The organism is Chryseobacterium sp. OV279, from assembly GCF_900128945.1.
Lineage (GTDB): Bacteria > Bacteroidota > Bacteroidia > Flavobacteriales > Weeksellaceae > Chryseobacterium.
This window is the reverse complement of sequence record NZ_FQUD01000003.1, coordinates 262,662-284,974: the sequence shown is the minus strand read 5'-3', so window position 1 is coordinate 284,974 and position 22,313 is coordinate 262,662. Positions and strand designations below refer to the sequence as shown.

Here is a 22,313-nt window from a genome sequence, read left to right as displayed (position 1 = left end):
TATATGATTGATAAGATCAACATTAGAGTGTATGCGTGCGCAGTAAAAGATAAAAAAGTACTGACCCTGTTTGAAGAATATGCCGGTGAACCTTTAATGAAATTTCCGGGAGGAGGTCTGGAATTCGGAGAAGGCCTTATAGAATGTCTTCACCGTGAATTCGATGAAGAGCTGAATGTAAAGATAGAAGTGGTAGAACATTTTTATACGCAGGAAGACTTCCTGGTATCCCGTTTCAGAGAAAATGAACAATTGCTTACCATATATTATATAGTAAACATCACCACTGAAGAGGATTTCCTCATCCTTGATCCGTGTATTGAAAGAACAGAATGGATCGATATCGATACACCGGACAATCCTTTCCCACTTCCAATCGACAAAATTGTATTCGATAAATTAAAAGAAAAATTCCTGTAAGCAGCTTACAGGAATTTTTATATGTATTCTTTTATTTTCTGACTTTAAAATCTCCGGATCCTGGATAAGGTTGCAAATACCCTGAATTCCAGTTAGACTGAAGTAACGATTCTATAAACTCGTCTGTTCTGTTCTTGTGCGGGTTGTACTGGTCTTTCAGATCAATATCTGCCATCTTCCCTTTTACATTCCACCAGAAAGCACTCCATCCGCCTCTCATTTCTTTAATGATCTCATAAACGTTTTTTCCGGTTGCCCTGTTCATCAGCTTGGCAAAAACCTGGCCTTCTGTAGTCGTAAGATCTCTAAGCTGCTTTTCATACTGATCGGCAAGCATATTCTGTCTTTCTTTTACAAATTTTCTTTTGGCTTTACTGTCCATATCGGTCATGTCAGCCTGAATGTCTCTGTACTGCTGAAGTGCAGTAACAAACAACGGATAAACCCTGTTCAGCTTTTTATTGAGGAAATAGTAGTAATTTTTATCCAGTTGGTTATTAAACCTGGGTTTATTGACCAGAACCAGCTCGTCCAGCACCACTACGGGCTCGCCGTTAATTTCATAAACCTTCATCTTTTGGCGTTCGTCATAATAATATTTATTACCGAACTCATCCACTTTCAATGATTCCGCAGGATATTGATTGAGAGGCTTTGCAACAATAGAATCCTTCTGACCAAAAACACTGACTCCCAAAAAGAAGATAAAAAGACAGACAATCTTACTAAAATTCATTATTTTTACACTTATAATAACAAAAATTACACGCAAAAATCATTCCCTTTTATGAAATTTGAAAAGAAATCTTTAAAATTTTTAGAAAATTATCTAAATACCTCTTCTCCAACAGGTTACGAACATAAAGGACAAAAAATCTGGATGGACTACATCAGACCTTATGTAGATAAAATTGAAGTGGATCATTACGGAACTTGCTATGGGATAATCAATCCGGAGGCCGAATTTAAAGTAGTGATTGAAGCTCATGCCGATGAGATCTCATGGTACGTAAATTACATTACAGATGACGGATTAATCTATGTCATCCGAAATGGAGGCTCAGATCAGACCATTGCTCCTTCAAAAGTCGTTCATATCCATGGTGAAAACGGAATTGTAAAAGGAGTCTTCGGATGGCCTGCCATTCATACCAGAACCAACCAAAATGAACCGGTTCCGAAAATTGAAAATATCTTCATCGACTGTGGTGCAGTTTCAAAAAAGGAAGTGGAGGAAATGGGAATTTATGTAGGATGCATGATCACTTACCCGGACGAATTCTTTGAAATGAATGACAGATATTTCGTCTGCAGAGCATTGGACAACAGAATCGGAGGCTTTATGATCGCGGAAGTGGCCAGACTTTTAAAAGAGAATAAAAAAACGATTCCTTTCGGACTCTACATCACCAATTCCGTTCAGGAAGAAGTCGGTTTATATGGCGCAGATATGATCGCTGATACAATTAAACCTAATATCGCCATCGTTACAGACGTCACCCACGACACCACTACTCCAATGATCGAGAAGAAAAAAGAAGGTGACCAGAAGTGCGGCGACGGACCTGTGGTTTTCTTTGCCCCAAGTGTTCACCATACGATCAGAGAATTGATTATTGATACGGCAAAATCTAAGAAAATTCCATTCCAGAGAGCCGCAGCCAGCAGAGCTACAGGAACGGATACCGATGCCTTTGCCCACTCTAACGGCGGGGTACCAAGTGCATTAATTTCCCTACCTTTGCGCTATATGCATACAACGGTAGAAATGGTTTCCAAAGAAGACGTAGGCAACGTGATCAAACTGATCTACGAAACGCTTCTGAAGATTAAGCCGGAGATGAAACTGAAGTATCACTAATAAAGACACCTAATTTCAGACATCAGATAACAGACTTTAAGAGTCTGACATCTGATATCTTGCATCTGACATCTAAAATCTAAGTAAAAAGTAAAAATGAAAACGAAGCTTATTGCTCCTTCCCTTTTATCCGCAGACTTCGGGAATCTGCAAAGAGACATTGAAATGCTGAACAATTCCCAGGCAGACTGGTTCCACATCGATGTGATGGACGGAAGATTTGTACCCAACATTTCATTTGGTTTTCCGGTAATGAAAACGGTTCAGCAGCATGCTAAAAAATTCGTGGACGTTCATTTGATGATCGTAGAACCGGATAAGTATGTAGATGAATTCATCAATCACGGTGCAGACCTTATCTCTGTACATTATGAAGCATGTACGCATCTTCACAGAACGATTCATCATATCCAGAGCAGAGGCGCAAAAGCAGGGGTTGTTTTAAACCCATCCACACCGGTTCTGATGCTTGAAGATATTATCGCTGATGTTGATCTTGTTCTTTTGATGAGTGTCAATCCAGGATTCGGAGGGCAGAAATTCATTGAGAACACGTACAAAAAAATTGCTGAAACCAAGGATCTTATCCTGAGCAATAATTCTACTGCTTTAATTGAAATTGATGGCGGAGTCAATCTTGAAAATGCTTCAAAATTATTCGAAGCAGGTGCAGACGTACTGGTTGCCGGAAATGCAGTTTTCTCTGCAGAAAGCCCGGAAAGAACCATCGAATTGCTTAAAATCTAAACATTTTAGACCTATCCATACGAAAAGGCAGCTGAATCAGCTGCCTTTTCTTCTAAAAAAATATAGGGTTATTAGTCTGTCTGTTGAAAATTAAAGCTCAGATCTCCTCCGTTATAATCCTGGGAGATATTAGTCGGAAAAACCTGGGATGAAGTTGACAGCCATCGGTATTCCAGAAATTTTATATTCCCTGCAGTCACCGGATAGACCGCATTGCTGTTATCGGGTTTATTCTTCTTGTACCAGTCATTGGAATTCATTGTAATCATATACTTTTTGTCTTTCTCCAAAGCCAGCGCTTCAATCGCTTTCGTCAGTAAAGTATTGGATGTCGCTACATTGACTACCTCCGTTCTTAAGACTGTTTTAGAAGTATAATCCCAGATGGTAATTTTCAAGGCTGCATTCACATCTGGCAGCTTCACGGTAATGGCATTGATCTTTCCTTTTACATTAGGAGAAAACACGAGACCGAATTCATAATTTCCGGCATTGATAAAATTACTTACTGTGGTAAATCCTGTGGCTTCATGGTATTTATTTAATGGATTCTCTTCGGCATATACGATAGGTTGCGGAACGGGCTCATCTTCATCCTTACTGCAGCTTGCAGTTATCAATACTGAGCTCACGGCTATTGCTGTACATAAATTTTTAAGAGACAACGATCTCAAGTTGAAAAATACTTCTAAATGTTTCATGGGTTTAAATTTTAATAATTGATAGGGCAAAGATTAAAATAACCCAGAAGTAAAACATCAGGAAAAACACTTATTGATGGGAGTTATTGCACCGTTTTTTGTTTCAGTCTAAAAACTTAGGGAGTAAATATATATGCCTTTTGATTTTCAGAATATTTCATTTAAAACTACAAAAGACTGCTTATAATGATGTACTCTCGCAGATTTAGCTAATGGAACAGATTCTAATTTCACGCCTTTTTAAAGATTAAGATCTTATGAAGGATGTAAGATTAGTTAAGAAAAAATCAAATGATTTTTTAAGCTGTACTTCTTAAAGTGAAGCTAAAACTTAATATTCTTAAAAGCTTAACAAAATCTTAATAGTTTGAATTTTTTCTCCCGTAAATGACAAGGATAAAGCAGAAGAGCTAAAGTAAAGATCTGCGTCATCTGATTAATCTGCGTGAAATTGTAAAATCATGCGATCTCTATCCATCAATTTCATTCAACTTTGCTTCCCTTTAGCATGATCGTAATTTTCTTTGCGTTAAAAAAACGTTATTTGCTCCACAGGTTTTGATACTGATCCATTTTGCATATGACCCTTTTTTTGCAATCGTAATTAAAAAAATAAAAAGGCAGCTCTTGCGGGCTGCCTTTCTTCTTGCGGAATTTGAGCTTATGTGGTTATTAGTTTTTTTTGTCGTAAGACTTTAATGCTTAAGATTCCCAGTGCTATTACTTATGTAAAAGTCCTAATAAAAACCTATATCATGCATCCGTAGAAATACTGAATTTGAAATTAAGTATTTCTACGTAATCCCGAAATTTATTGTGACAACTGCCTGCTCCAGATGCATGCGCAGACCACTAAAGCGATACTTATGACTGAAAATACAGTCCTTACATTGTTTAAAAGATTCCACCTGTTTTCAAAACGGTCACGCATCTGCTTCACCACATCCGCTGTAGATCCGCTGATGTCAAACTTATCCAGCATGTCATTTAAGGGAACATTTCCGGCAACCGTTACTCCGAACACGCCTATCAGATAAACTGCAGATGCCAACAGAAGAAAGATAAAAGCCGGCTGGTCTCCCCGAAACAGGAAAGTAGTTACGGGAAGCAAAATCGCAGTTCCCATAAAGCTCATGAAAAATACAGGATTAAGGATCTCGCGGTTAATACTCTGCATAGATTTCAGATATTCCGTATCTGAAAGTTTGCCCAAGCCAAGGACTACAGAGCATGAGTAGGCATAAAAAAGCCCGGCGATCAAAGCCGTAAGTACGGCAGTAATTAGTAAAAATACCGTTGTCATTTTCATATATTTTGATTTGTGATAGATAGCAAAAGAAATCCTAGTAAGGATTCCATTTTTTGATAATTTGCTGTGCGGTAGTGATCATTTCTTCATCCCAGGATTCAGGTTTAAAGTAATGAAAATCCCTGTTTTTAATCGATTCGGTAGTATTTCCGTCAAATAAAAGCCTGGTCAGTTCCGTCTGCTCAGCATAAAGTAAGAGATCTTCAACAGGTTGTGAATGAACAGTCTTTTTTCTGTTCCAAATTTTCTCTTCACCCACCGGATAATCCGAAAGTTCAATGATTTTTTTAACCCTGTTAAAGTCATCAAAAAAAATCTGTTTCTCAGCCTCTGTATGTAAGGTATGACCAAGCCTTTCAATAATAACATATTCAGGATGGCACTGGATCAACACTTCAGGCAGTAGATTTAATATTTCTTCAGGAATGCGGTCGTCATGAGTATCTCTTCTTACCGGTTTCTTTCCGTAAGCACTATCCTGCCAGCTTCCTCCCGAAAGGTGAATTTCTTTTACTTTTTCTAAGGGATAAAGGTTGATGATTTCCCTCATATCCACTTCAAAATTACAGGACTGGCAGTAAATATTATGAAGATCCAGAATAAGAAAGCCATCAATGTCTTCCACCAGCTTATCCAGAAATTCACCCTGCTCTTTTACATCATCCATGGAAAATGAAAAAGCAAGGTTTTCTACGCCCACAGGAATTTCTACAGCATCCTGAAGTCTGCTTAGCCTGTCTTTTCCTATCTGAAGAGTTTTTGGAAGCAATGGAACTGGCAGCGGTACACCCTGATGAAAGTTCTCGGTATTCATAAAACCGAAATGCTCCGTAATATGATTGTATCTTCTTCGTTTTACCTCTTCTTTTAATTTTTTGAGCCAGACCTCCTGCCTGTCCGCCCATCTCGCATCAAAAAGAGAATAGTAAACACCATGCCCCAAAAGCCTGTTATTTTCTGCATAAAGATCCAAAAGACCGGAAAGCCATTCCAGTTCTTCTGCATCATAAAAGGTATCAAAAGACCACTCCAAAACATCCACAGACTGCGTCTGCAGAAGAGGAAGTACGGCGGAAACAAAGTCTGCTTCCGGCATCATAGCCAGACCCAATAACGGCTTTTTCATAGACTACCCCATTCCGCAGGCAGGACATCCGCCACCGTGTTTCAGAATAGTATCCCTTTTCACCACCTTTACAGGTTCTGCTTTTACGGTCTTTGGAGAATCCATTTTTTTAACTTTTTTCACGGACTTTGTTCCCTTTTTTACAGGTTTTGTCGTTTGTCCGGATACACTTACAGCCAATAAACTGGCCATTACTAATGCTGGAATTTTCATATTCTATTTTTGATGAAACTTACAATAAACGTTCCATTTATGATTATGCTAAAAATACAACAATTTAACGTATCCCATTTTTAAATTTAAAGTTTAGACTTAATATTTTCACTACCAAAGTCAAGATCCAACCTCATTATCCGAAAATCAGCACTTCTTTGTTTATATTTAAGCTTTAAATTAAAAAGAAAATGAAAAACAGGTGGATCACAGCCTTTTTCTTAGGACTCATAACCGTGTCGCATCCTATGAATGCACAGACAAAACCGGACGACAATGCCAAGATGGAATGGTTTAAAAATGCCAAACTCGGTGTTTTTATTCACTGGGGTATTTATTCCGTCAACGGAATTTCCGAATCCTGGTCGTTCTTCAATAATTACATCAACCATGAGAATTATATGAAACAGCTGAACGGGTTTTCGGCTTCGAAGTACAAGCCGGACGAATGGACAGATCTGATTAAAAAATCCGGCGCTCAATATGCCGTCATCACAACCAAACATCATGACGGTGTTGCACTTTGGAATTCAAAAGCTGAACAATCCACCACCATCCCTACTCACTCTCTGGCTAAAAAAGACGTTCTCACTCCTTTCGTCACAAGCCTTCAGAAATCAGGACTGAAGACAGGACTTTATTATTCCCTTCCTGATTGGAGCCATCCGTATTATGATTTCAATACCCGTACAAAAAAACGGTATGAACTAAAAGATGATCCGAAACGCTGGCAGCAATTCGTCAGTTATTATCAAACCCAGCTCACTGAATTATCTTCACAATACCATCCCGACCTGCTATGGTTCGATGGCGATTGGGAACACACTCCAGAGGAATGGCAGCCTTCCAAAACCTTAGATATCCTGAGAAAATACAATCCCAATATTATCATTAATCCAAGACTCAATAAACATGGTGATTATGATACGCCGGAACAGGGAATTCCCGTTGTAAGTCCATCACACAAGTACTGGGAACTTTGCTATACCATGAATGACTCCTGGGGATACCAGCCTGATGATGAAAATTATAAGACACCCAATATGATCATCAGAACTCTGGCAGATGTAATCAGTATGGGAGGAAATTTACTTCTGGATATCGGTCCAAAATCTGATGGCACTATTCCGGAAAAACAGGTTGATATTTTAAAACACTTAGGAAGATGGGCTGCAAAAAACAAAGAAGCTATTTACGGAACCACCAAAGGATTGCCATTTGAAAACTTTAAGGGAAAATCTTCGTTTTCAGGAACTGGAAAATCAGTTTTCTTATACCTTGAAGAAGCCAAAGATTTTGTAAAAGTATACGGTTTAGCCAATAAGCCTGATGCTGTAAAAATGGTCGGGGACGATCTTGCTAAAGTGAATTTCAGTTTTACTCATGACAAAACAATGACTGTTGATCTTTCCAAGGTGAAATTTGATCAGGATGTCACCACTGTAGAACTTGTTTTTAAAGAAAAGCCGATTTTCCTGAAGAACTTTCCGGCAGACGCCTATTCCCTTACTGACATTCTTGAGCAGAAAAGTACCAAAATGGCAGCTTATGACCTTGCCAATCATCTGCATGGCGGAAATAATCTTCTGAACGGCTCGGGATTTACCAGCGACGGACAGGACATGAAAATTCAAAAAACATCCAAAACGAATCCGGAAACTTTAGAATGGATAAGCAAACATGCGGAAGCATTATATGAAACAGGACAAGGTTTGCCCGAAGGACATTACTCAGGAATGAGCGCCCTTTCAAAAGACAGACAGACCATTTATCTCTTTGTTGAAGGGAAACCTACAGGTCCCGTGGCTTTGAAAGGAATAAAAAATAATGTCGCAAGAATCAGAATCGTGGGTGAAGGATCCATCATCAGTCATAAAGTTTACAATAAACTGTACTGGAGTGACACGCCTGGAATGATGTACATCGATGTTCCAAAAGGTAGACTGGATAAAAATATGACCGTGATTGCCATACTTCTCGATAAACCGGTAGAATTACACCGAGAAAAAGTAAATGCTATAGAAAATAATTTATAATCAAGACATTACAGACATTTTGTCACAAAAAAACCAGAGAAAATTCTCTGGTTTTATATTTTTTGAGGTCGTTTTTCTTAGAAAATCTCTCTTCCTGAAAAATGGAATTGAGCCTCGATAAGAGCGTTCTCGTCAGAATCTGAACCGTGAACGGCATTTTCACCGATGCTTCTTGCAAACATTTTTCTGATCGTACCTTCCGCTGCTTCTGCAGGGTTTGTAGCACCGATCAATGTTCTGAAGTCTTCTACTGCATTAGCTTTTTCCAAAACAGCAGCTACGATAGGACCTGAACTCATGAATTCTACCAACTCACCGTAAAATGGTCTTTCAGCGTGAACTTCATAGAATTTTTTAGCGTCAGCTACAGTAAGCTGAGTTAATTTTAGAGCTTTGATCTTAAAACCTCCTTCTGCGATCTTACCTAATATAGCACCGATATGTCCGTCTGCTACTGCATCAGGCTTAATCATAGTGAATGTAATGTTAGACATAAATGTATATTTTTTTAATGCCGCAAAATTACAAAAAATATCTTTGATTTTTATTTTAATTTTTTTTAACATAAAAATAACTTTTATTAAGAAATGCAGAAAAAACTTTGGCACAGTAATTGTTAATTCTATTACGATTCTCATGTTTAATTTGAGTTTTCATGGTTATTAGTTTTTACCCAGCTTCGGCTGGGTTTTTTATTTGCAAAAATTCAAACATTATGTTGCGAATTCGATAATTTTTAAAACCCATTAAAACCATATTAATACATTATTGCTTCTATTTCAATCAATGAAATAAAATTAATTTTTCAATATTTTTTTTGTCACGTTTTTTTGACATCGAATCAATGTCAAAAAATGTCCATATCTGCCAAACTAATTGAGACAAATAGTAGAGTTATTCAAAAAATGGAAGTGTGTTTTTTTTCAGAAGAAATTCTGATTTAAAAAAAATGAGCTTTTTTCAGACAAAGTGCAAAAGTTACTATTTAACCATGTCAAAGTTTTGAACCTTGACATGGTTAATCTTAGAGTTTTAAGTCATGAAAATCCTCTCAGATTAATTTAATAATCTAAGCCTTATACAAAAACATGGCTGTTAAATGGTAATTTTTCTATTTCTGAGCAGCTTCTTCCGCCTCTTCCATCAGTTTGATGTAGTTGGCATAACGGGAATACTGGATTTCTCCTGTTTCAAGAGAATCAAGAACGGCACATTTGGGTTCATTGATGTGAAGACAGTTGTGAAACTTGCATTCTTCTCTTTTCTTGAAGATCTCAGGGAAATAATGCTGTACTTCCTCTTTCTCGATGTCGATCATGGCAAATTCACGTACACCCGGAGTATCGATCACGTTACCGCCAAAGTCCCAGAAATGCATCTGAGCAAAAGTGGTGGTATGCTTTCCTTTCAGGTGGGAATCTGAAATTTCAGAGGTCTTTAAGTTCAGTCCCGGTTGTAACGCATTAACCAAAGTAGATTTTCCACATCCTGAATGTCCGAAGAACACAGATGTTCTGTCTTTAAGAAGATCCTGAAGCTGATCAAAATTCAGCCTGGAATAAGAGGAAATTTCTAGGGTATCATAACCGATTTCCTGATAAAGGAATTCAATATCCTTCACAAGTTCTATTTCCTCTTCGTTGAGAACGTCGATTTTATTGAACAGGATTAAAGGTTTAATATTGTAAGCTTCGCAGCATGCCAGGAATCTGTCAAGAAATCCCAATGAAGTTTCGGGATGTTTTAAAGTAAAGATAAAACAGGCAAGATCTATATTGGAAGCAATGATATGGGCTTCTTTTGAAAGGTTTACAGATTTTCGGATCAGGTAATTGGTACGCTGCTCTATTTTGGTAATCCACGCAACGTCATCCTGTTCCAGCTGAAATTCCACAAAATCTCCTACGGCAAGCGGATTAGTAAGTCTTGTCTTGATGAGTTTGAATTTGCCCCGGATTCTGGCTTCGAAAATTCTGTCTGTTCCGAATTCCATGACCTGGTACCAGCTGCCTGTAGATTTAATGATTTTTCCTTTCATATGATAATTGACTGCAAAGATAAGCAATTAGGGCTTAGGGTTCAGGATATAGTTGAAAACAAATAGTATAATTTTCCTTTAATCCAGATGCCCTAAGCCCTAATATGTATAGGCTTAAAAGACTCGAGACGGTTTCCCTGATCTCTAATCCAAAATCCCTTAATTCTTATCTCCCTTATCTTTCGATCATAATACTGTTCTGTACTTCGATAGATTCTTCGTGAATCGCTTTGAAAACTTTTTCAATGAATTCGTGAGACATTCCGGTTTCCTTTGCTTTCTGATTAGCGTATTCTGTGATCACTTTCCATCTTTCCGGCTGGAAGATGGCGATATCATTCTCTTTTTTAAGTTTACCGATCTTTTCAGAGATCTTCATTCTTTGGGAAAGAAGTTCGATTAACTGGAAGTCAAGGTCAGAAATTAATGTTCTGTGTCTTCCCATTTCGTTGTCGAAACCTGCAAGACCAGAATTTCTTACTTTTAAGTTACCGATCAGTTGCGCCAATACTTCCGGAGTAATTTGTTGTGACGCATCGCTCCAAGCCTCATCAGGATTACAGTGTGATTCAATGATCGCTCCCTGGTATCCTACGTTAAGTGCTTCCTGTGTAATATCTGCAAGACCTGTTCTGTTTCCACAGATGTGTGAAGGGTCAATCAGCATTGGAATATTGGGAAACTGGCTTTTGAAATCAAGAGCAATCTGCCAGTTCGGGTTGTTTCTGTATTTTGTTTTCTGGTATGTTGAAAATCCTCTGTGAATGACTCCAAGGTTTTTAATATCCTGTCCTAAAAGTCTTTCCAAAGCACCGATCCATAAAGCAAGATCCGGGTTGACAGGGTTTTTCACGAATACAGGCTTGTCTGTTCCTCTTAAAGCCATCGCAATTTCCTGAACCGTAAATGGGTTTACTGTAGAACGTGCTCCAATCCAAAGAACATCCACATCAGCTTCTAGGGCTGCAAATACGTGGTGGGCATTGGCTACTTCTGTAGCCGTCTTGAATCCGTATTCTTCCTTTACTTTCTTCAGCCAGTTCAGACCGATTACGCCTACTCCTTCAAAACCATTCGGCTTGGTACGGGGCTTCCAGATTCCTGCACGGAAAATAGACACCTGCGCATTGGTTTCTCTTATTCTTCTGGCGGTTTCAAGCATCTGAGCTTCACTTTCTGCACTGCATGGTCCCGCGATCATTAAAGGCTGCGAAAGCTCATTGATCCACTCGTTTTTTACATCTATTAAATTCATATTTTTAAATTTATTGTTTTATTTTTTTAGATTAACAGCAATAGTCCTTTCATTATAAAATTTACTTTATAATTCTTTTCAAAAAATGCCGTTCAAAATGGTTTAAAGGAATCAGGAAAATAAAAGGACTTTAATTCTCCTGTATTTTTTGGAAAGAAATTCAGTTAGCAGTACCAATAAAATCGATAATACGTTCTGAAATTTCTATAATAGAAAGCAGAAAAACTAAAATAACCGCTAAAGAAATTAGCGGGTGAAGGAGACAGATATGGGTTTGATAATTTTTCCACCTGGATTCTGAAACTTCTGTTCGTTTAGTTTTAAATCTGATTTGTTTTTGTCAAAAACTTATTTTTTGCAAAAATCTTTGACAAAGATATAAAAAAACTGATTCTGACAAAAAAAAATTGAGATAAATACAAAAAAATTAGGTGAGATCAAACTTCATTAAATCGTCAAGATCCTTTAATAAAGGGTTTTTTTCAATAAACTTTTCAAAAATTTTTCTTTTGGTCACCACTTCGATCTTGAGACTATCAAAATCTCTCTGATAATCTACCTCAATAGCGTGGTTGTGAACCTTTGTCTTAAAATGATTAAAAAATTCCCCTGCGATCTTATCAAATTCCACTTTGGCAGAATCTGAAGGATATAAAACTTTAATGGTATGCTCGCCGGACTTGATCAGCTTAAATGCTTTTACCGCATTAAAGATAAAGCTGTTTCTTTTCTGAAGCTGCTTGAGCATAAGGTTCCATTCCATCTGGAGATCTGTTTCTGTGAAATGGTTTTGGGGAAGGTTTTCGGTTCTTACGACTACGGTTTCTTCTTTTACTTCTTTCTCCTCTTTATTCAGAAAAGAATTAATACTGAAGCCTGAAGAGACTCCCTGTCTTGATAAAGGTTTTGTGGTTTTTACAGTATTTTCCTGTACGGGTTCAGGTTGCTGAGCAGGTTTTTCTGCTACGGGTTCTTTTTTCTCCGGAGCCTTTTCCGGGATCTTCACTTCCTGTTTCTCACTGAGAAACGGGGCCAGTATTAAGAACTTTTTTTTTTAGTATCGCCTAAATTAGCTGTCAGGGAAGACAGCTGCATCAATGCAATTTCTACTGTAAGTCTTGGATTCTTTGAATTCTTATAATTGATATCCGCATGATTGCAGATCTCGACGGCGTCGATGAGCTGTTGTGCATTCCATTTCTGGCTTTGCTCCACGAATTTCACTTTCGTCCGCTCCCCGACTTCAATAAGTTCTATCGTCCTTGCATTCTGGGCCATCATCAGATCTCTGAAGTGATTTCCTAAGCCTGCAATAAAGATATGGGGATCGAAGCCCTTCTTCACAATATCATTAAAGGCGAAAAGCACTTCGGGGATTTTGTTTTCTTTGGCCAGATCCACGATATTGAGATACTGATCGTAGTCCAGGATGTTGAGAACTTCTGCAGCTTTAGCCAGTGTAATATTTTTCTGGGAAAAGGTGGAAAGCCTGTCGAAAATGGAAAGTGCATCTCTCAAAGCACCATCAGCTTTCTGGGCAATCAGATAAAGCGCATCATCTTCGTACTGGATATTTTCTTTCTGGGCTATAGTTCTTAAATGTCCCTGAATATCTTCAATGGTAATTCTTTTGAAGTCATAAATCTGACAACGCGATAAAATAGTGGGAATAATTTTATGCTTTTCTGTAGTCGCCAAAATAAAAATAGCGTGTGCCGGCGGTTCTTCAAGCGTTTTAAGGAAAGCATTGAAGGCTGCAGAAGACAGCATGTGCACCTCATCGATAATATAGACTTTATATTTACCTACCTGAGGCGCAAAGCGGACCTGATCTATCAGTTCCCTGATATCATCCACGGAATTGTTGGACGCCGCATCCAGTTCATAGATGTTGTAGGCGAAGCCGTCTTCTGAAACAGAACCATCCTTTTCGTTGATCTTCCGGGCCAGAATTCTGGCACATGTCGTTTTACCCACACCCCTCGGACCGCAGAAAAGTAAGGCCTGAGCCAGCTGATTTTCTCCAATAGCATGTTCCAGCGTATCTGTAATATGAGACTGCCCTACTACAGTGTCAAACTGTTGGGGGCGATATTTTCTTGCAGATACGATAAAATTTTCCATTGGTCAAAAATAAGAAATATAGTTTTAATCTGAAAATTAAAAGTTTTCAAATATCAACAAAAACTGATTTTCGGTAAGATTGGAAAACTTTTAATCATTAATCTTGCTTCTGGTAGGCAAATTCTATAAGATCCACAATAGCTTTTTCTATTTCAGATCTACCTTCATCACTCTTCATATCAAGGCCACAAAACTCGCTCGCGTTATAAGCAGGATACAGGTTCAGATAATAAGCTCCTGAAACAATCAAAGCAATAATAGCTCTAAATCTCTTCGCACCCTCTCCAAAGTAAGGATCTGTAACGTTTCCGAACAGATCAGCGCCTACAGCTTCTCTTTGTTCTACCAATTTACGAAGGATAGGTTTGCTTTCAGAAAGTTCCCAAAGAATAATTTTCTGAAGTTCTTTATTTTTCTTCAGACTCTCAAACTGCATGAGAATTCCCTGGGTCAGAGCTTCCTTACCTTTAGAAGACACCTGTTCTTCTTTAATGTCCGGACTGAACTTACTCCAATAATCCTGAGACTTTATATATTCGTCAATCAGTTTATCTGTACTTCCAAAGTACTCATAGATAAGCTTTTTGTCGAAACCGGCTACTGCTGCGATCTTACTTACTTTAAGACCTGAGTATCCTTTTACTCTCAAAATTTTTCCAACTGCTGCAAGCAGTTTTTGTTTTGTTTTTTCCTTGTCCCTAATGGGCCCTTGCACTACTTTTCTAGGCATAATTTATTATTTTTTCGCAATATGCATTTTTTTATTTATATCATCAAATACATTGAGTGTTTTATCAAGATGTTCTTTGTTGTGTCTTGCTGTCACACTCATTCTGATGCGCGCGTCTTTTCTTGCTACCGCAGGATACATAATAGGGTTTGTATAGACTCCTTTTTCTATTAATATCCTCCCGATATCCCACATTTTACTCTGGTCTCCTATTTTTACAGGAATGATTGCTGAACATGTAATACCGGTATCCAGACCCAGATCGTCAAGACCTTTTTTGAAATAATTGATATTATTCCAAAGTCTTTCTCTCCAGATCGGTTCTTCATCAATCAAATCTATAGCTTTAACTATTCCTGCGGAAGAAGGTGGCGCTGTTGCTGAGAAAATCTGTTGTCTGGATTGGAACTTAAGGAATGATGCTATTTTTTTATTGGTAATAACATATCCCCCCAGGTTGCCAAAAGTTTTACTGAATGTGCCGGTAATGAAATCCACTTTATCCATTAATCCGGGATCTTCAAGACTTCCTCTACCGGTTTGTCCCAAAATCCCTACCCCATGCACATCGTCTACCATAAGATAGGCATTATACTTTTTCACGAGGTCATATATCTCACTAATGCGCGAAGTGTCGCCATCCTGAGAATATACTCCATCCACTACAACAAGTTTCGTACGGTACGTATTTTCAGATATCTTCAAAATGTGTTCCAAAGCTTCCAAATTATTGTGCGGAAATGTTTTTTTATTTGTAAACACACATCCTTCATGTACGCTGGCGTGTACGGCCATGTCTAAAATAGCGATATCTTCCTTCTGCATCAGAATCTGTAAAGTGGCACTGTTTGCGGTATATCCGGTGGTAAAGATAACTGCTTCTTCCTCTTCTCTGCCAAAAAAACCGGCTATTTTTCTTTCTAATGCATTATGATAATCAAAATACCCCCCGATAAGCGGTGTAGCTCCTGTTCCTGTTCCGTATTTTTCAATTCCATCGATGGCTGCCTGTTTTACTTTCGGATGCTGTGTGAATCCTAAATAATCGCTGGATACAAAACTTACATATTCTTTGTTCTGATTTGCAATATTGATGTTTAATGTTGCATTGGTTCCTGACATATTTTTCAGTCTGTAATTCATGTGACCTTTAGCTGTCATGTGGTCCAGGAATTCATAAAAATAGTTCGCTCTTTGAGCAATATCATAATCTGCAATATTCTCAAAGTCTTTAAAAGTTGCTGTTTCAAAATCGATACTCATCCTTAATGTTGTTAGTGTTAGTTGTTAGTGTTTATGTTAGTTGTTTGAAGAAACAAATATATGATTATTTAAAGCTTGTAAAATCTATCTATTATATTAAATATTATCCAGTATATAAGACATTTGACCTTATGATCTGATAATCAAATTACTTTATTTATCAATACATCTATTGTATGTTTCAATGGTTGGTTATTTTTTTACTGAACCTAAATTTAACAAAAAAAAGACAACAATAAATCACTATTCATATATAAATCACAAAAAAAAGACAATAGTTTTCACAATTGTCTCATTACTAAAATATTATTTTTTAAAATTAATCTTTAGGTGTTAAAATTTCTTAAAATCATCCAACTAAAGAAAGCCTTTTGTCCACTTTTTTTATGGGGTTTGTGAAAATTTTGACAGCATTTTCATCAGATCGATTTACTATTCTTTCGGAATGCTCCCGGTGTGGTACCTGTCATCTTTTTAAAGAACTTGGAAAAGTTGGAAGGATCATACGTAAATACCCTCGCAATTTCTGCAATAGACTGATTCGAATCTGCAATCATCTGCTTGGCTTCATGGATGATTTTTTCATCATAAAAATAACAGGGATGCTGGCCTTTTTCTTTTTTTACAGTATCCGTAAGGTGAGTATGGGAAACGGCAAGTTGTCCTGCAATTTCGTTGAGTTCCATAAATTCTGGAACCGATCCGGAAAGCACCTCCTGAATATGTTTATCCAGAAAAGCAAAATACTGCATAGTAATCTCTTCGCTTCTTTTCATTTCGTTATCATCATTGTTTATAGTAAAATCTTAATCTATAAAGTTAAAGATAAGAATAAAAAAAGCATGGTGAACTTTTCGGATATTTAACACTCCGTCTTTAATGAAAACTGTCTTTAAAGGCTTGTACGGAATTTTTTACGTTCAGTTTTTCAAGGATGTTCTGACGGTGTCTGCTTACTGTATTGACGCTTATTGATAGAAATTGCGCAATCTCTTTACTGGCATAGCCCTCTCCTACATATTTTAAGATTTCCAGTTCTCTTTTGGAAAGAATATTCTGATAATCCAGTTTGTCTTTTACCATCACTTCTCCTTTGGTGGTATTTATGATCATAAAATCGGAGATCAGCGGCTGTGTCTGGACCAGCACTGTGTGATAAAGACAAAGGGCAAATCTCAATTTTCCGTTATCTGGTGAATAGACGTAGAACATGCGGTGTTTCACCAGTCTGTATTCATCATTCTTATCTTTCATCCTGATTTTTGAAAGGACGCAGTAGTCTGCACGGAGTTCCGGATCCAGAGACTCCATCAGCTCATAAAATCTCAGTTCATGGATGTATTTTTTAAGGCGGTCATCCGGGTGAATCTTCATAATGATTTCTTCCTCCCAGATCGAATTGATTTCTGCGGGATTTTCTTCCATACTTAAACCCAGCTCCAGCGCAGCCTTCGATTTGTACACATAACTCTTATCAGCCTGCATATCGCTTAATACCGAAACCGCTCCTTCCATCTGCATATACACCAATGCTCTCTGCTTATATACTTCTATATCAAGCTGGCATTTTCGGGCCGTTTTATCCAGAAGCCGGCTGTTCAGTTTATCTATGATCTCCATAAATGGTTATTTATAAGCATTGGCAGAATATGGGTTTAGTTTTACTTTTGCTAAAGTAATAATTTACGCCCAGCTAAAGAAAATGAAGAGAATCGTTTTAAGCTTCTGTGCTGTTTTATCGGTCCAGACAGCCTTTGCACAGACATTGGAAAAGATGAACTGGTTTAATGAACCTGAAAAATGGGAGATCAAAAACAACAGTTTATCGATGTCCGTCACTCCGCAGAGTGATTACTGGAGAATTTCCCACTATGGATTTACAGTAGATGATGCCCCCTTTTACTATACCACGTATGGTGGAGAATTTGAAGCCAAAGTGAAGATCAGCGGCAATTACAAAGCCAGATTTGACCAGATGGGGCTGATGCTGAGAACAGATGAAAAAAACTACATAAAAGCCGGCATCGAATTCGTGGACGGAAAATACAATCTCAGCACCGTCGTTACCCATGGAACCAGTGACTGGAGTGTCATTACATTAGACAAAATCCCGTCTGCCGTCTGGATCAAAGCAGTACGGAGGCTTGATGCTGTGGAAGTATTCTATTCTTTTGATGACAAAAATTATACGATGATGCGCAACGCCTATCTTCAGGACAATACTCCGGTGATGGTAGGCTTAATGGCCGCATGTCCGGACGGAAACGGCTTTACAGCAGTTTTTGAAGGTTTCAAAGTAAAACACCTTCCCGACCAACGCAGGCTGAAATGGCTTGAAAACAATCAATAGCGATTGAATCTTTATTCAATATACAGTCAATTTTTATTCACCTCCCACCTTGGGAGGTTTTTGTTTTAATTTAATTGGAATACAATGGAAAAGAGGAATGATATGTAATCATTTTTTTAATTCACGCAGATTATACAGATGATGCAGATTTTTACTTTTATTAATCTGCTCTATCCGTATCATCTGCGAGAGCTGATTAGTTTTGTTTAATCTACAATTTTTGCGTTTGATATGAAAATTTGAGCGCAGAAAATCCGGGACACTTAAAAGCATTCCGGACTGATTAGAGTATAAAAAGGCATGTATAAAGCTCAAACTAAAAAAAGATTCATGCTCCGATGAAACTGTTTTCTCTGCAGATCTGAAAGGCTGAAATCATATGAGGGAACAGGTCATTCAGCCATTGCATCTGTGCTTTTAGAATTCATCTGACTGGTTATGTCAATTCAATAAAAATCTAAAATTCTGAATTTGTAAAGCCGCGGTCCAAAAATAAAAATCCTCAATCTCTTAGCAAAATAAAACACGTAGAACAATATTTCACCATATGTAGAATAAAATCTACAGACTTATGATGATATCCGTCTGTATGATAGATAAAATCGTTGTCAAATTATCTCAGAGTATGATAATTTATGCGCATAAAATCACTAATTTTACACCATAATCCAAATCTGTTTAAAAACAAAAACACATAACGCTAAAATATTTAATGAAAGAAAATTATATTCAGTTATTCCCATCACTTAAAAAAACTTCGGCTTGTACAATGACTATTATTAATAAACTTCCAGGCTAATCATCCGGAAAACATAGATCATTTTATACAGTTATGAAGGCTTGGACATTGTTTTCTGTCATTTTGTTTCCGAACATTTTCAGACAGCGTCATACTTCCACGGGACATGGTAACGGCAACGGACTTTTGCAAAAGAAAGCAAAAACCATTGCTGCAGATCTTTATAAACATATCTCTGATCTGGCTAACGCTTTCGTACCAGCCTTCAATATCATTAAAAACCATCAAAAACTAATTATAATAACCGCCGATACGGGAGCGGAAACGTCTGCCGAACAGATCCTTGACGACACCAGCCTGCCTGACTATCCTGAGTATGAAAGTTCTAATTTCTATGGAAAAGGTCCGAAGCTGTCCAGCGTCATTCATCTGGTCAAAAAAATTAATGCGAAAATTAATTTCAGACCTCATCATTCCGCCGGAACTATCGTTGAAATTACTCTTATTAAAGCCAATTTTTTATGAATGAACGAATCTTAATTGCTGATGACCACTATGTCGTAAGAGCAGGAACTGCTTTAGTGTTAGAGTCCGCTTATCCAAAGCTTACCATTGATTTCGCAGAAAATTATGAACAGGTACAGAAACATTTATCTGAGCGCCACTATGACCTGATCCTTCTGGATATTGATATGCCAGGAACCCAGTACAAAAAAATGGTCACTGAACTTAAAAATATACAGGAAAGCCTGAAGATCCTTATATTTTCAGGGCATGATAAAAACGTAGCCATCCAATATATCCGGGAAGGTGCTGAAGGCTACCTCAGCAAACAGAGCAGTGAGGAAGAAATCAGAGAAGCTGTGAAATCTGTTATTGAGAAGGGCTATTATTATCCGGGTGAGCTGATCGGGCTTATTATTCAGAATAAAAAGAGCAATCCTGCTGAAAAGCTGTCAACCCGTGAATATGAGATTTTTAAACTGCTGGCAAGCGGCAATGGAAACCTTGAAATCGGAAACAAGCTCGATATCCAGATGTCTACCGTGAGTACCTATAAAAAGAGAATCTTTCAAAAGCTGAACATCAGCAATATTGCAGAACTGATCAAAGTGCATGAAATGATGCATTAACCCATCATTTAAATCAATGGTTTAAAAATTGGGACCGGAATCTCTCATCAGAAATCCGGTCCCGGTACAAAAACAAGTTACTGATGTGACTTTTCCGTCAGTTCCGGAATATTTTTACAATTGTTTTCTATCGTTAGTGTAGTGTTTTTAGAATCGGACGTGCAGATGATCATTAGTACAGTCTCTGAACTGATAAAAATAATTCTCTGGTATTGTCCGCTGTATTTGGATCTGTAGTCGTTGAATTACTCGATCCTGCTGTAGATTTATTATCCACACGGAATGCATAATATACTCTGTACCATCTTGGTTCCGGTTCCTGTAAAGTAATATCAAAGGTTACCGTCTCATTGTGAGTCTGTGTAAGATAAACCCCATCATCAAACTGCCTGAAAGCACCCGGTGAAAGTTTGATATTCCCGTTATCCGAATCCCCTGTATGGGTAGACATCTCAGAAACCCAGATCTTAATATCTGATGTACCTACATTATAAAGACGCGGGTTAAATGTAGTCGCCGCACCTGTTCCGGATGAATTTCCGTCAAACTGGGCATCCAGCCTTAATACACCACCCAGAACAGGAAGATCCGAAAGATAGGTACTGGCCAGGATATTCGTCCCTGAAGTTGATCCCGGGATGCTGCCGTGATAATATACCAGCTCTCCTATTACAATATCATCATTATTTCCTCCAAATGCAAATTTCCAGGTTTCACCATTGAACATATAATATCCGGGCTTATCTACTTTTGCTGTTTTTACGGAAGCCGTCGTTACAGCCTGAGTGACGTAGACCAATGCTCCGGTCTGATCTGCAAGATATACATCATCTTTAGCTTTAAGCTGATTTCCGGTCATTCTTGGGGCAATCACTCCATCTGCCACATTAGCTACATCGGGTTTTCCTGCCACATGAAGTGTGGCTTTAGGAGATTCTGTATTGATACCAACCTGAGCTAAAACAGTACTGGAAATCATAGTAAAAGTCAGACCCCAAAGAGATAATTTAATTTTCTTCATTTTTAATTATATTTGTTTTTTATTTATACGACAGGATATGATAGATCATGATTTTGTCAGATACAGACTCATCGGGTAATTAATCTGCCACAAAGTTATCCGCTGGAATAAATCAATTTTATAAATAAGCAATGAAAAACCGGAAACGGTTTAAAAAACACAAAAGACTAAAACACAATAACTTAAACCAGTTATTTTCTGATAATGACTGCTCATGTAGATATTGAAACAGAATCTAATTATCTTCGAAACACAAATGGCAACCACTCATAACATCAAGACTGAAAGAATTGAACATTACAAAAGAAAACTGATCCATTATTATATCATTTTGATGGCCATTATTCTTTCTGTATTTGCACTCATCTTTACATTCATCGTTCCGGATAAAACCATGTCCTGGTATCTGTATGGCGGATTGTTTTTTATGATGTACACCTATATTATTGTCCGCAAAAGTTATTCAGTAGAAGTATTGATTCATACCTATATGATCTCTGCTTCCTTTTACAATTTTTACATTATGCTGGCTTTCTGGAATAATTCGGTAGCGAGCTTTGTCTGGCTGATTCCTATTCTTCTGGGAGCTTATGTTTTTCTCGCTAGAAAGTATGTTTTAATCTATTTCATTTTTGTGCTTTTCAATATCATTTTAGGGTATCTGATTTCTAATAATTTTGATTTCAACTTTCCAAAACACAGCCCCGAAGACGTAAAAATGACAGACACTGTGCTGATGATCTCTAATGTAGCTGTCATAGCACTCCTGCTCTATTTTAAAGATAAAATCAGACGTGTGGAGATTTACAGTGAAATTGAAGAAAAGCTGCAGACAGATCTTAAAACAACAATCCCTTCTGTAGAAAAAGACATCTATTCAGAAGAATTGTTTGGAAAGATTGAACACATGATGAATGAGAAACATTTCTATAAGGATGTGAATTTCAATATTTCCAAATTATCCACAGAAATGGGTGTGAACAGCAGTTATATTTCAAAATCGATACGGCATAAGGGCTTCCCGAATTTCAATAATTATCTTAATCTGTACAGAATCAACTGTGTCAAAAAACTTTTGGATGAAAATGATCTGGAACGTGTGACTTTAATGTATATCTACACCGAAGCCGGATTTTCAAACCAGTCTACCTTTAACCGGGTTTTTAAACAGATTGAAGGAACCACTCCTTCCGAATACATAAGCAGAATGCAGCGATAATCGGTTTTACCAATAAACCTGATTGAAT

Annotated in this window: 23 protein-coding genes; 8 read left to right on the top strand and 15 right to left on the bottom strand. The window is 37.6% G+C overall.

All coding sequences use genetic code 11. The features are described 5' to 3' along the window. Positions 1-3: 3 nt before the first annotated feature. Entirely contained in the window at positions 4-420 is a 417-nt protein-coding gene (locus BUA72_RS13670; RefSeq protein ID WP_034727529.1) for an NUDIX domain-containing protein, read from the top strand. Between the two features lie 31 nt (positions 421-451). Here BUA72_RS13670 and BUA72_RS13665 read toward each other — a convergent pair whose 3' ends face one another. Next, positions 452-1,156, bottom strand: a complete 705-nt coding sequence (locus BUA72_RS13665; protein WP_047453538.1) for a DUF4294 domain-containing protein — start codon at positions 1,154-1,156, stop codon at positions 452-454. Between the two features lie 51 nt (positions 1,157-1,207). Here BUA72_RS13665 and BUA72_RS13660 point away from each other — a divergent pair, with 51 nt between their 5' ends. Both BUA72_RS13660 and rpe read left to right on the top strand, forming a co-directional pair. Continuing rightward, positions 1,208-2,281, top strand: coding sequence for a chryseobasin maturation metalloprotease ChrP (locus tag BUA72_RS13660; protein ID WP_034727527.1), 1,074 nt, complete (start codon positions 1,208-1,210; stop codon positions 2,279-2,281). Between the two features lie 96 nt (positions 2,282-2,377). Further along, on the top strand, positions 2,378-3,028 hold the full coding sequence (gene rpe, locus BUA72_RS13655) for a ribulose-phosphate 3-epimerase (RefSeq protein ID WP_072923387.1): 651 nt from the start codon (positions 2,378-2,380) through the stop codon (positions 3,026-3,028). Between the two features lie 71 nt (positions 3,029-3,099). Here the strand turns inward: rpe and BUA72_RS13650 are convergent, their stop codons facing one another. From BUA72_RS13650 to BUA72_RS13635, 4 genes are all read right to left on the bottom strand, one after another. Beyond that, positions 3,100-3,729 (bottom strand): DUF4082 domain-containing protein, encoded by a 630-nt coding sequence (locus tag BUA72_RS13650; RefSeq protein ID WP_072923386.1) that lies wholly within the window; start codon positions 3,727-3,729, stop codon positions 3,100-3,102. 811 nt (positions 3,730-4,540) lie between these two features. Beyond that, complete coding sequence (locus tag BUA72_RS13645; protein WP_072923385.1) at positions 4,541-5,038, bottom strand: chryseobasin maturation helper ChrI; 498 nt, start codon at positions 5,036-5,038, stop codon at positions 4,541-4,543. Between the two features lie 34 nt (positions 5,039-5,072). Next, positions 5,073-6,164, bottom strand: a complete 1,092-nt coding sequence (locus BUA72_RS13640; RefSeq protein WP_072923384.1) for an MNIO family chryseobactin maturase — start codon at positions 6,162-6,164, stop codon at positions 5,073-5,075. 3 nt (positions 6,165-6,167) lie between these two features. Beyond that, entirely contained in the window at positions 6,168-6,377 is a 210-nt protein-coding gene (locus BUA72_RS13635) for an MNIO class RiPP chryseobasin precursor ChrA (protein ID WP_072923383.1), read from the bottom strand. Positions 6,378-6,568: 191 nt separating this feature from the next. Here BUA72_RS13635 and BUA72_RS13630 point away from each other — a divergent pair, with 191 nt between their 5' ends. Next, a complete protein-coding gene (locus BUA72_RS13630) occupies positions 6,569-8,413 on the top strand; it encodes an alpha-L-fucosidase (protein WP_072923382.1) in 1,845 nt (614 codons plus the stop codon). Positions 8,414-8,490: 77 nt separating this feature from the next. Here the strand turns inward: BUA72_RS13630 and BUA72_RS13625 are convergent, their stop codons facing one another. The 9 genes from BUA72_RS13625 to BUA72_RS13585 all read right to left on the bottom strand — a co-directional run bounded on the left by BUA72_RS13625 (position 8,491) and on the right by BUA72_RS13585 (position 17,443). Next, positions 8,491-8,907: a nucleoside-diphosphate kinase gene (locus BUA72_RS13625; protein WP_034727888.1), complete on the bottom strand. Its 417-nt coding sequence runs from the start codon at positions 8,905-8,907 to the stop codon at positions 8,491-8,493. Positions 8,908-9,524: 617 nt separating this feature from the next. Beyond that, complete coding sequence (gene rsgA, locus BUA72_RS13620) at positions 9,525-10,451, bottom strand: ribosome small subunit-dependent GTPase A (protein ID WP_047456548.1); 927 nt, start codon at positions 10,449-10,451, stop codon at positions 9,525-9,527. Between the two features lie 175 nt (positions 10,452-10,626). Next, positions 10,627-11,706 carry a chorismate mutase gene (locus BUA72_RS13615; RefSeq protein WP_072923381.1) on the bottom strand — a complete coding sequence of 360 codons (1,080 nt, stop codon included), beginning with the start codon at positions 11,704-11,706 and terminating at the stop codon, positions 10,627-10,629. A 427-nt stretch (positions 11,707-12,133) separates the two neighbouring features. Beyond that, complete coding sequence (locus BUA72_RS24140) at positions 12,134-12,712, bottom strand: hypothetical protein (protein WP_083544214.1); 579 nt, start codon at positions 12,710-12,712, stop codon at positions 12,134-12,136. A gap of 32 nt (positions 12,713-12,744) precedes the next feature. After that, the gene (gene dnaX / locus BUA72_RS13605) at positions 12,745-13,830 is read right to left on the bottom strand and encodes a DNA polymerase III subunit gamma/tau (RefSeq protein ID WP_072923380.1); all 1,086 of its coding nucleotides are present in this window, start codon (positions 13,828-13,830) and stop codon (positions 12,745-12,747) included. 97 nt (positions 13,831-13,927) lie between these two features. Continuing rightward, entirely contained in the window at positions 13,928-14,560 is a 633-nt protein-coding gene (locus BUA72_RS13600; RefSeq protein WP_047456553.1) for a TetR/AcrR family transcriptional regulator, read from the bottom strand. A gap of 6 nt (positions 14,561-14,566) precedes the next feature. Further along, entirely contained in the window at positions 14,567-15,823 is a 1,257-nt protein-coding gene (locus BUA72_RS13595) for an aminotransferase class I/II-fold pyridoxal phosphate-dependent enzyme (RefSeq protein ID WP_047456554.1), read from the bottom strand. A 419-nt stretch (positions 15,824-16,242) separates the two neighbouring features. Continuing rightward, complete coding sequence (locus tag BUA72_RS13590) at positions 16,243-16,599, bottom strand: helix-turn-helix domain-containing protein (protein ID WP_072923379.1); 357 nt, start codon at positions 16,597-16,599, stop codon at positions 16,243-16,245. 100 nt (positions 16,600-16,699) lie between these two features. Continuing rightward, a complete protein-coding gene (locus BUA72_RS13585) occupies positions 16,700-17,443 on the bottom strand; it encodes a response regulator transcription factor (RefSeq protein ID WP_072923378.1) in 744 nt (247 codons plus the stop codon). An 82-nt stretch (positions 17,444-17,525) separates the two neighbouring features. On the opposite strand from BUA72_RS13585, the gene BUA72_RS13580 reads away from it, so the two are divergent. The 3 genes from BUA72_RS13580 to BUA72_RS13570 all read left to right on the top strand — a co-directional run bounded on the left by BUA72_RS13580 (position 17,526) and on the right by BUA72_RS13570 (position 20,045). Then, positions 17,526-18,173 carry a DUF1349 domain-containing protein gene (locus tag BUA72_RS13580; protein WP_034727507.1) on the top strand — a complete coding sequence of 216 codons (648 nt, stop codon included), beginning with the start codon at positions 17,526-17,528 and terminating at the stop codon, positions 18,171-18,173. Positions 18,174-19,005: 832 nt separating this feature from the next. Then, on the top strand, positions 19,006-19,437 hold the full coding sequence (locus BUA72_RS13575; RefSeq protein WP_072923377.1) for a hypothetical protein: 432 nt from the start codon (positions 19,006-19,008) through the stop codon (positions 19,435-19,437). Further along, the gene (locus BUA72_RS13570; RefSeq protein ID WP_034727502.1) at positions 19,434-20,045 is read left to right on the top strand and encodes a response regulator transcription factor; all 612 of its coding nucleotides are present in this window, start codon (positions 19,434-19,436) and stop codon (positions 20,043-20,045) included. Before BUA72_RS13575 ends, BUA72_RS13570 begins: the two co-directional genes overlap by 4 nt. A 172-nt stretch (positions 20,046-20,217) precedes the next feature. On the opposite strand, the gene BUA72_RS13565 is transcribed toward BUA72_RS13570, so the two are convergent. Continuing rightward, a complete protein-coding gene (locus BUA72_RS13565) occupies positions 20,218-21,066 on the bottom strand; it encodes a hypothetical protein (protein ID WP_139259614.1) in 849 nt (282 codons plus the stop codon). 256 nt (positions 21,067-21,322) lie between these two features. On the opposite strand from BUA72_RS13565, the gene BUA72_RS13560 reads away from it, so the two are divergent. After that, positions 21,323-22,285, top strand: a complete 963-nt coding sequence (locus tag BUA72_RS13560; protein WP_072923375.1) for a helix-turn-helix domain-containing protein — start codon at positions 21,323-21,325, stop codon at positions 22,283-22,285. Positions 22,286-22,313 lie beyond the last annotated feature (28 nt).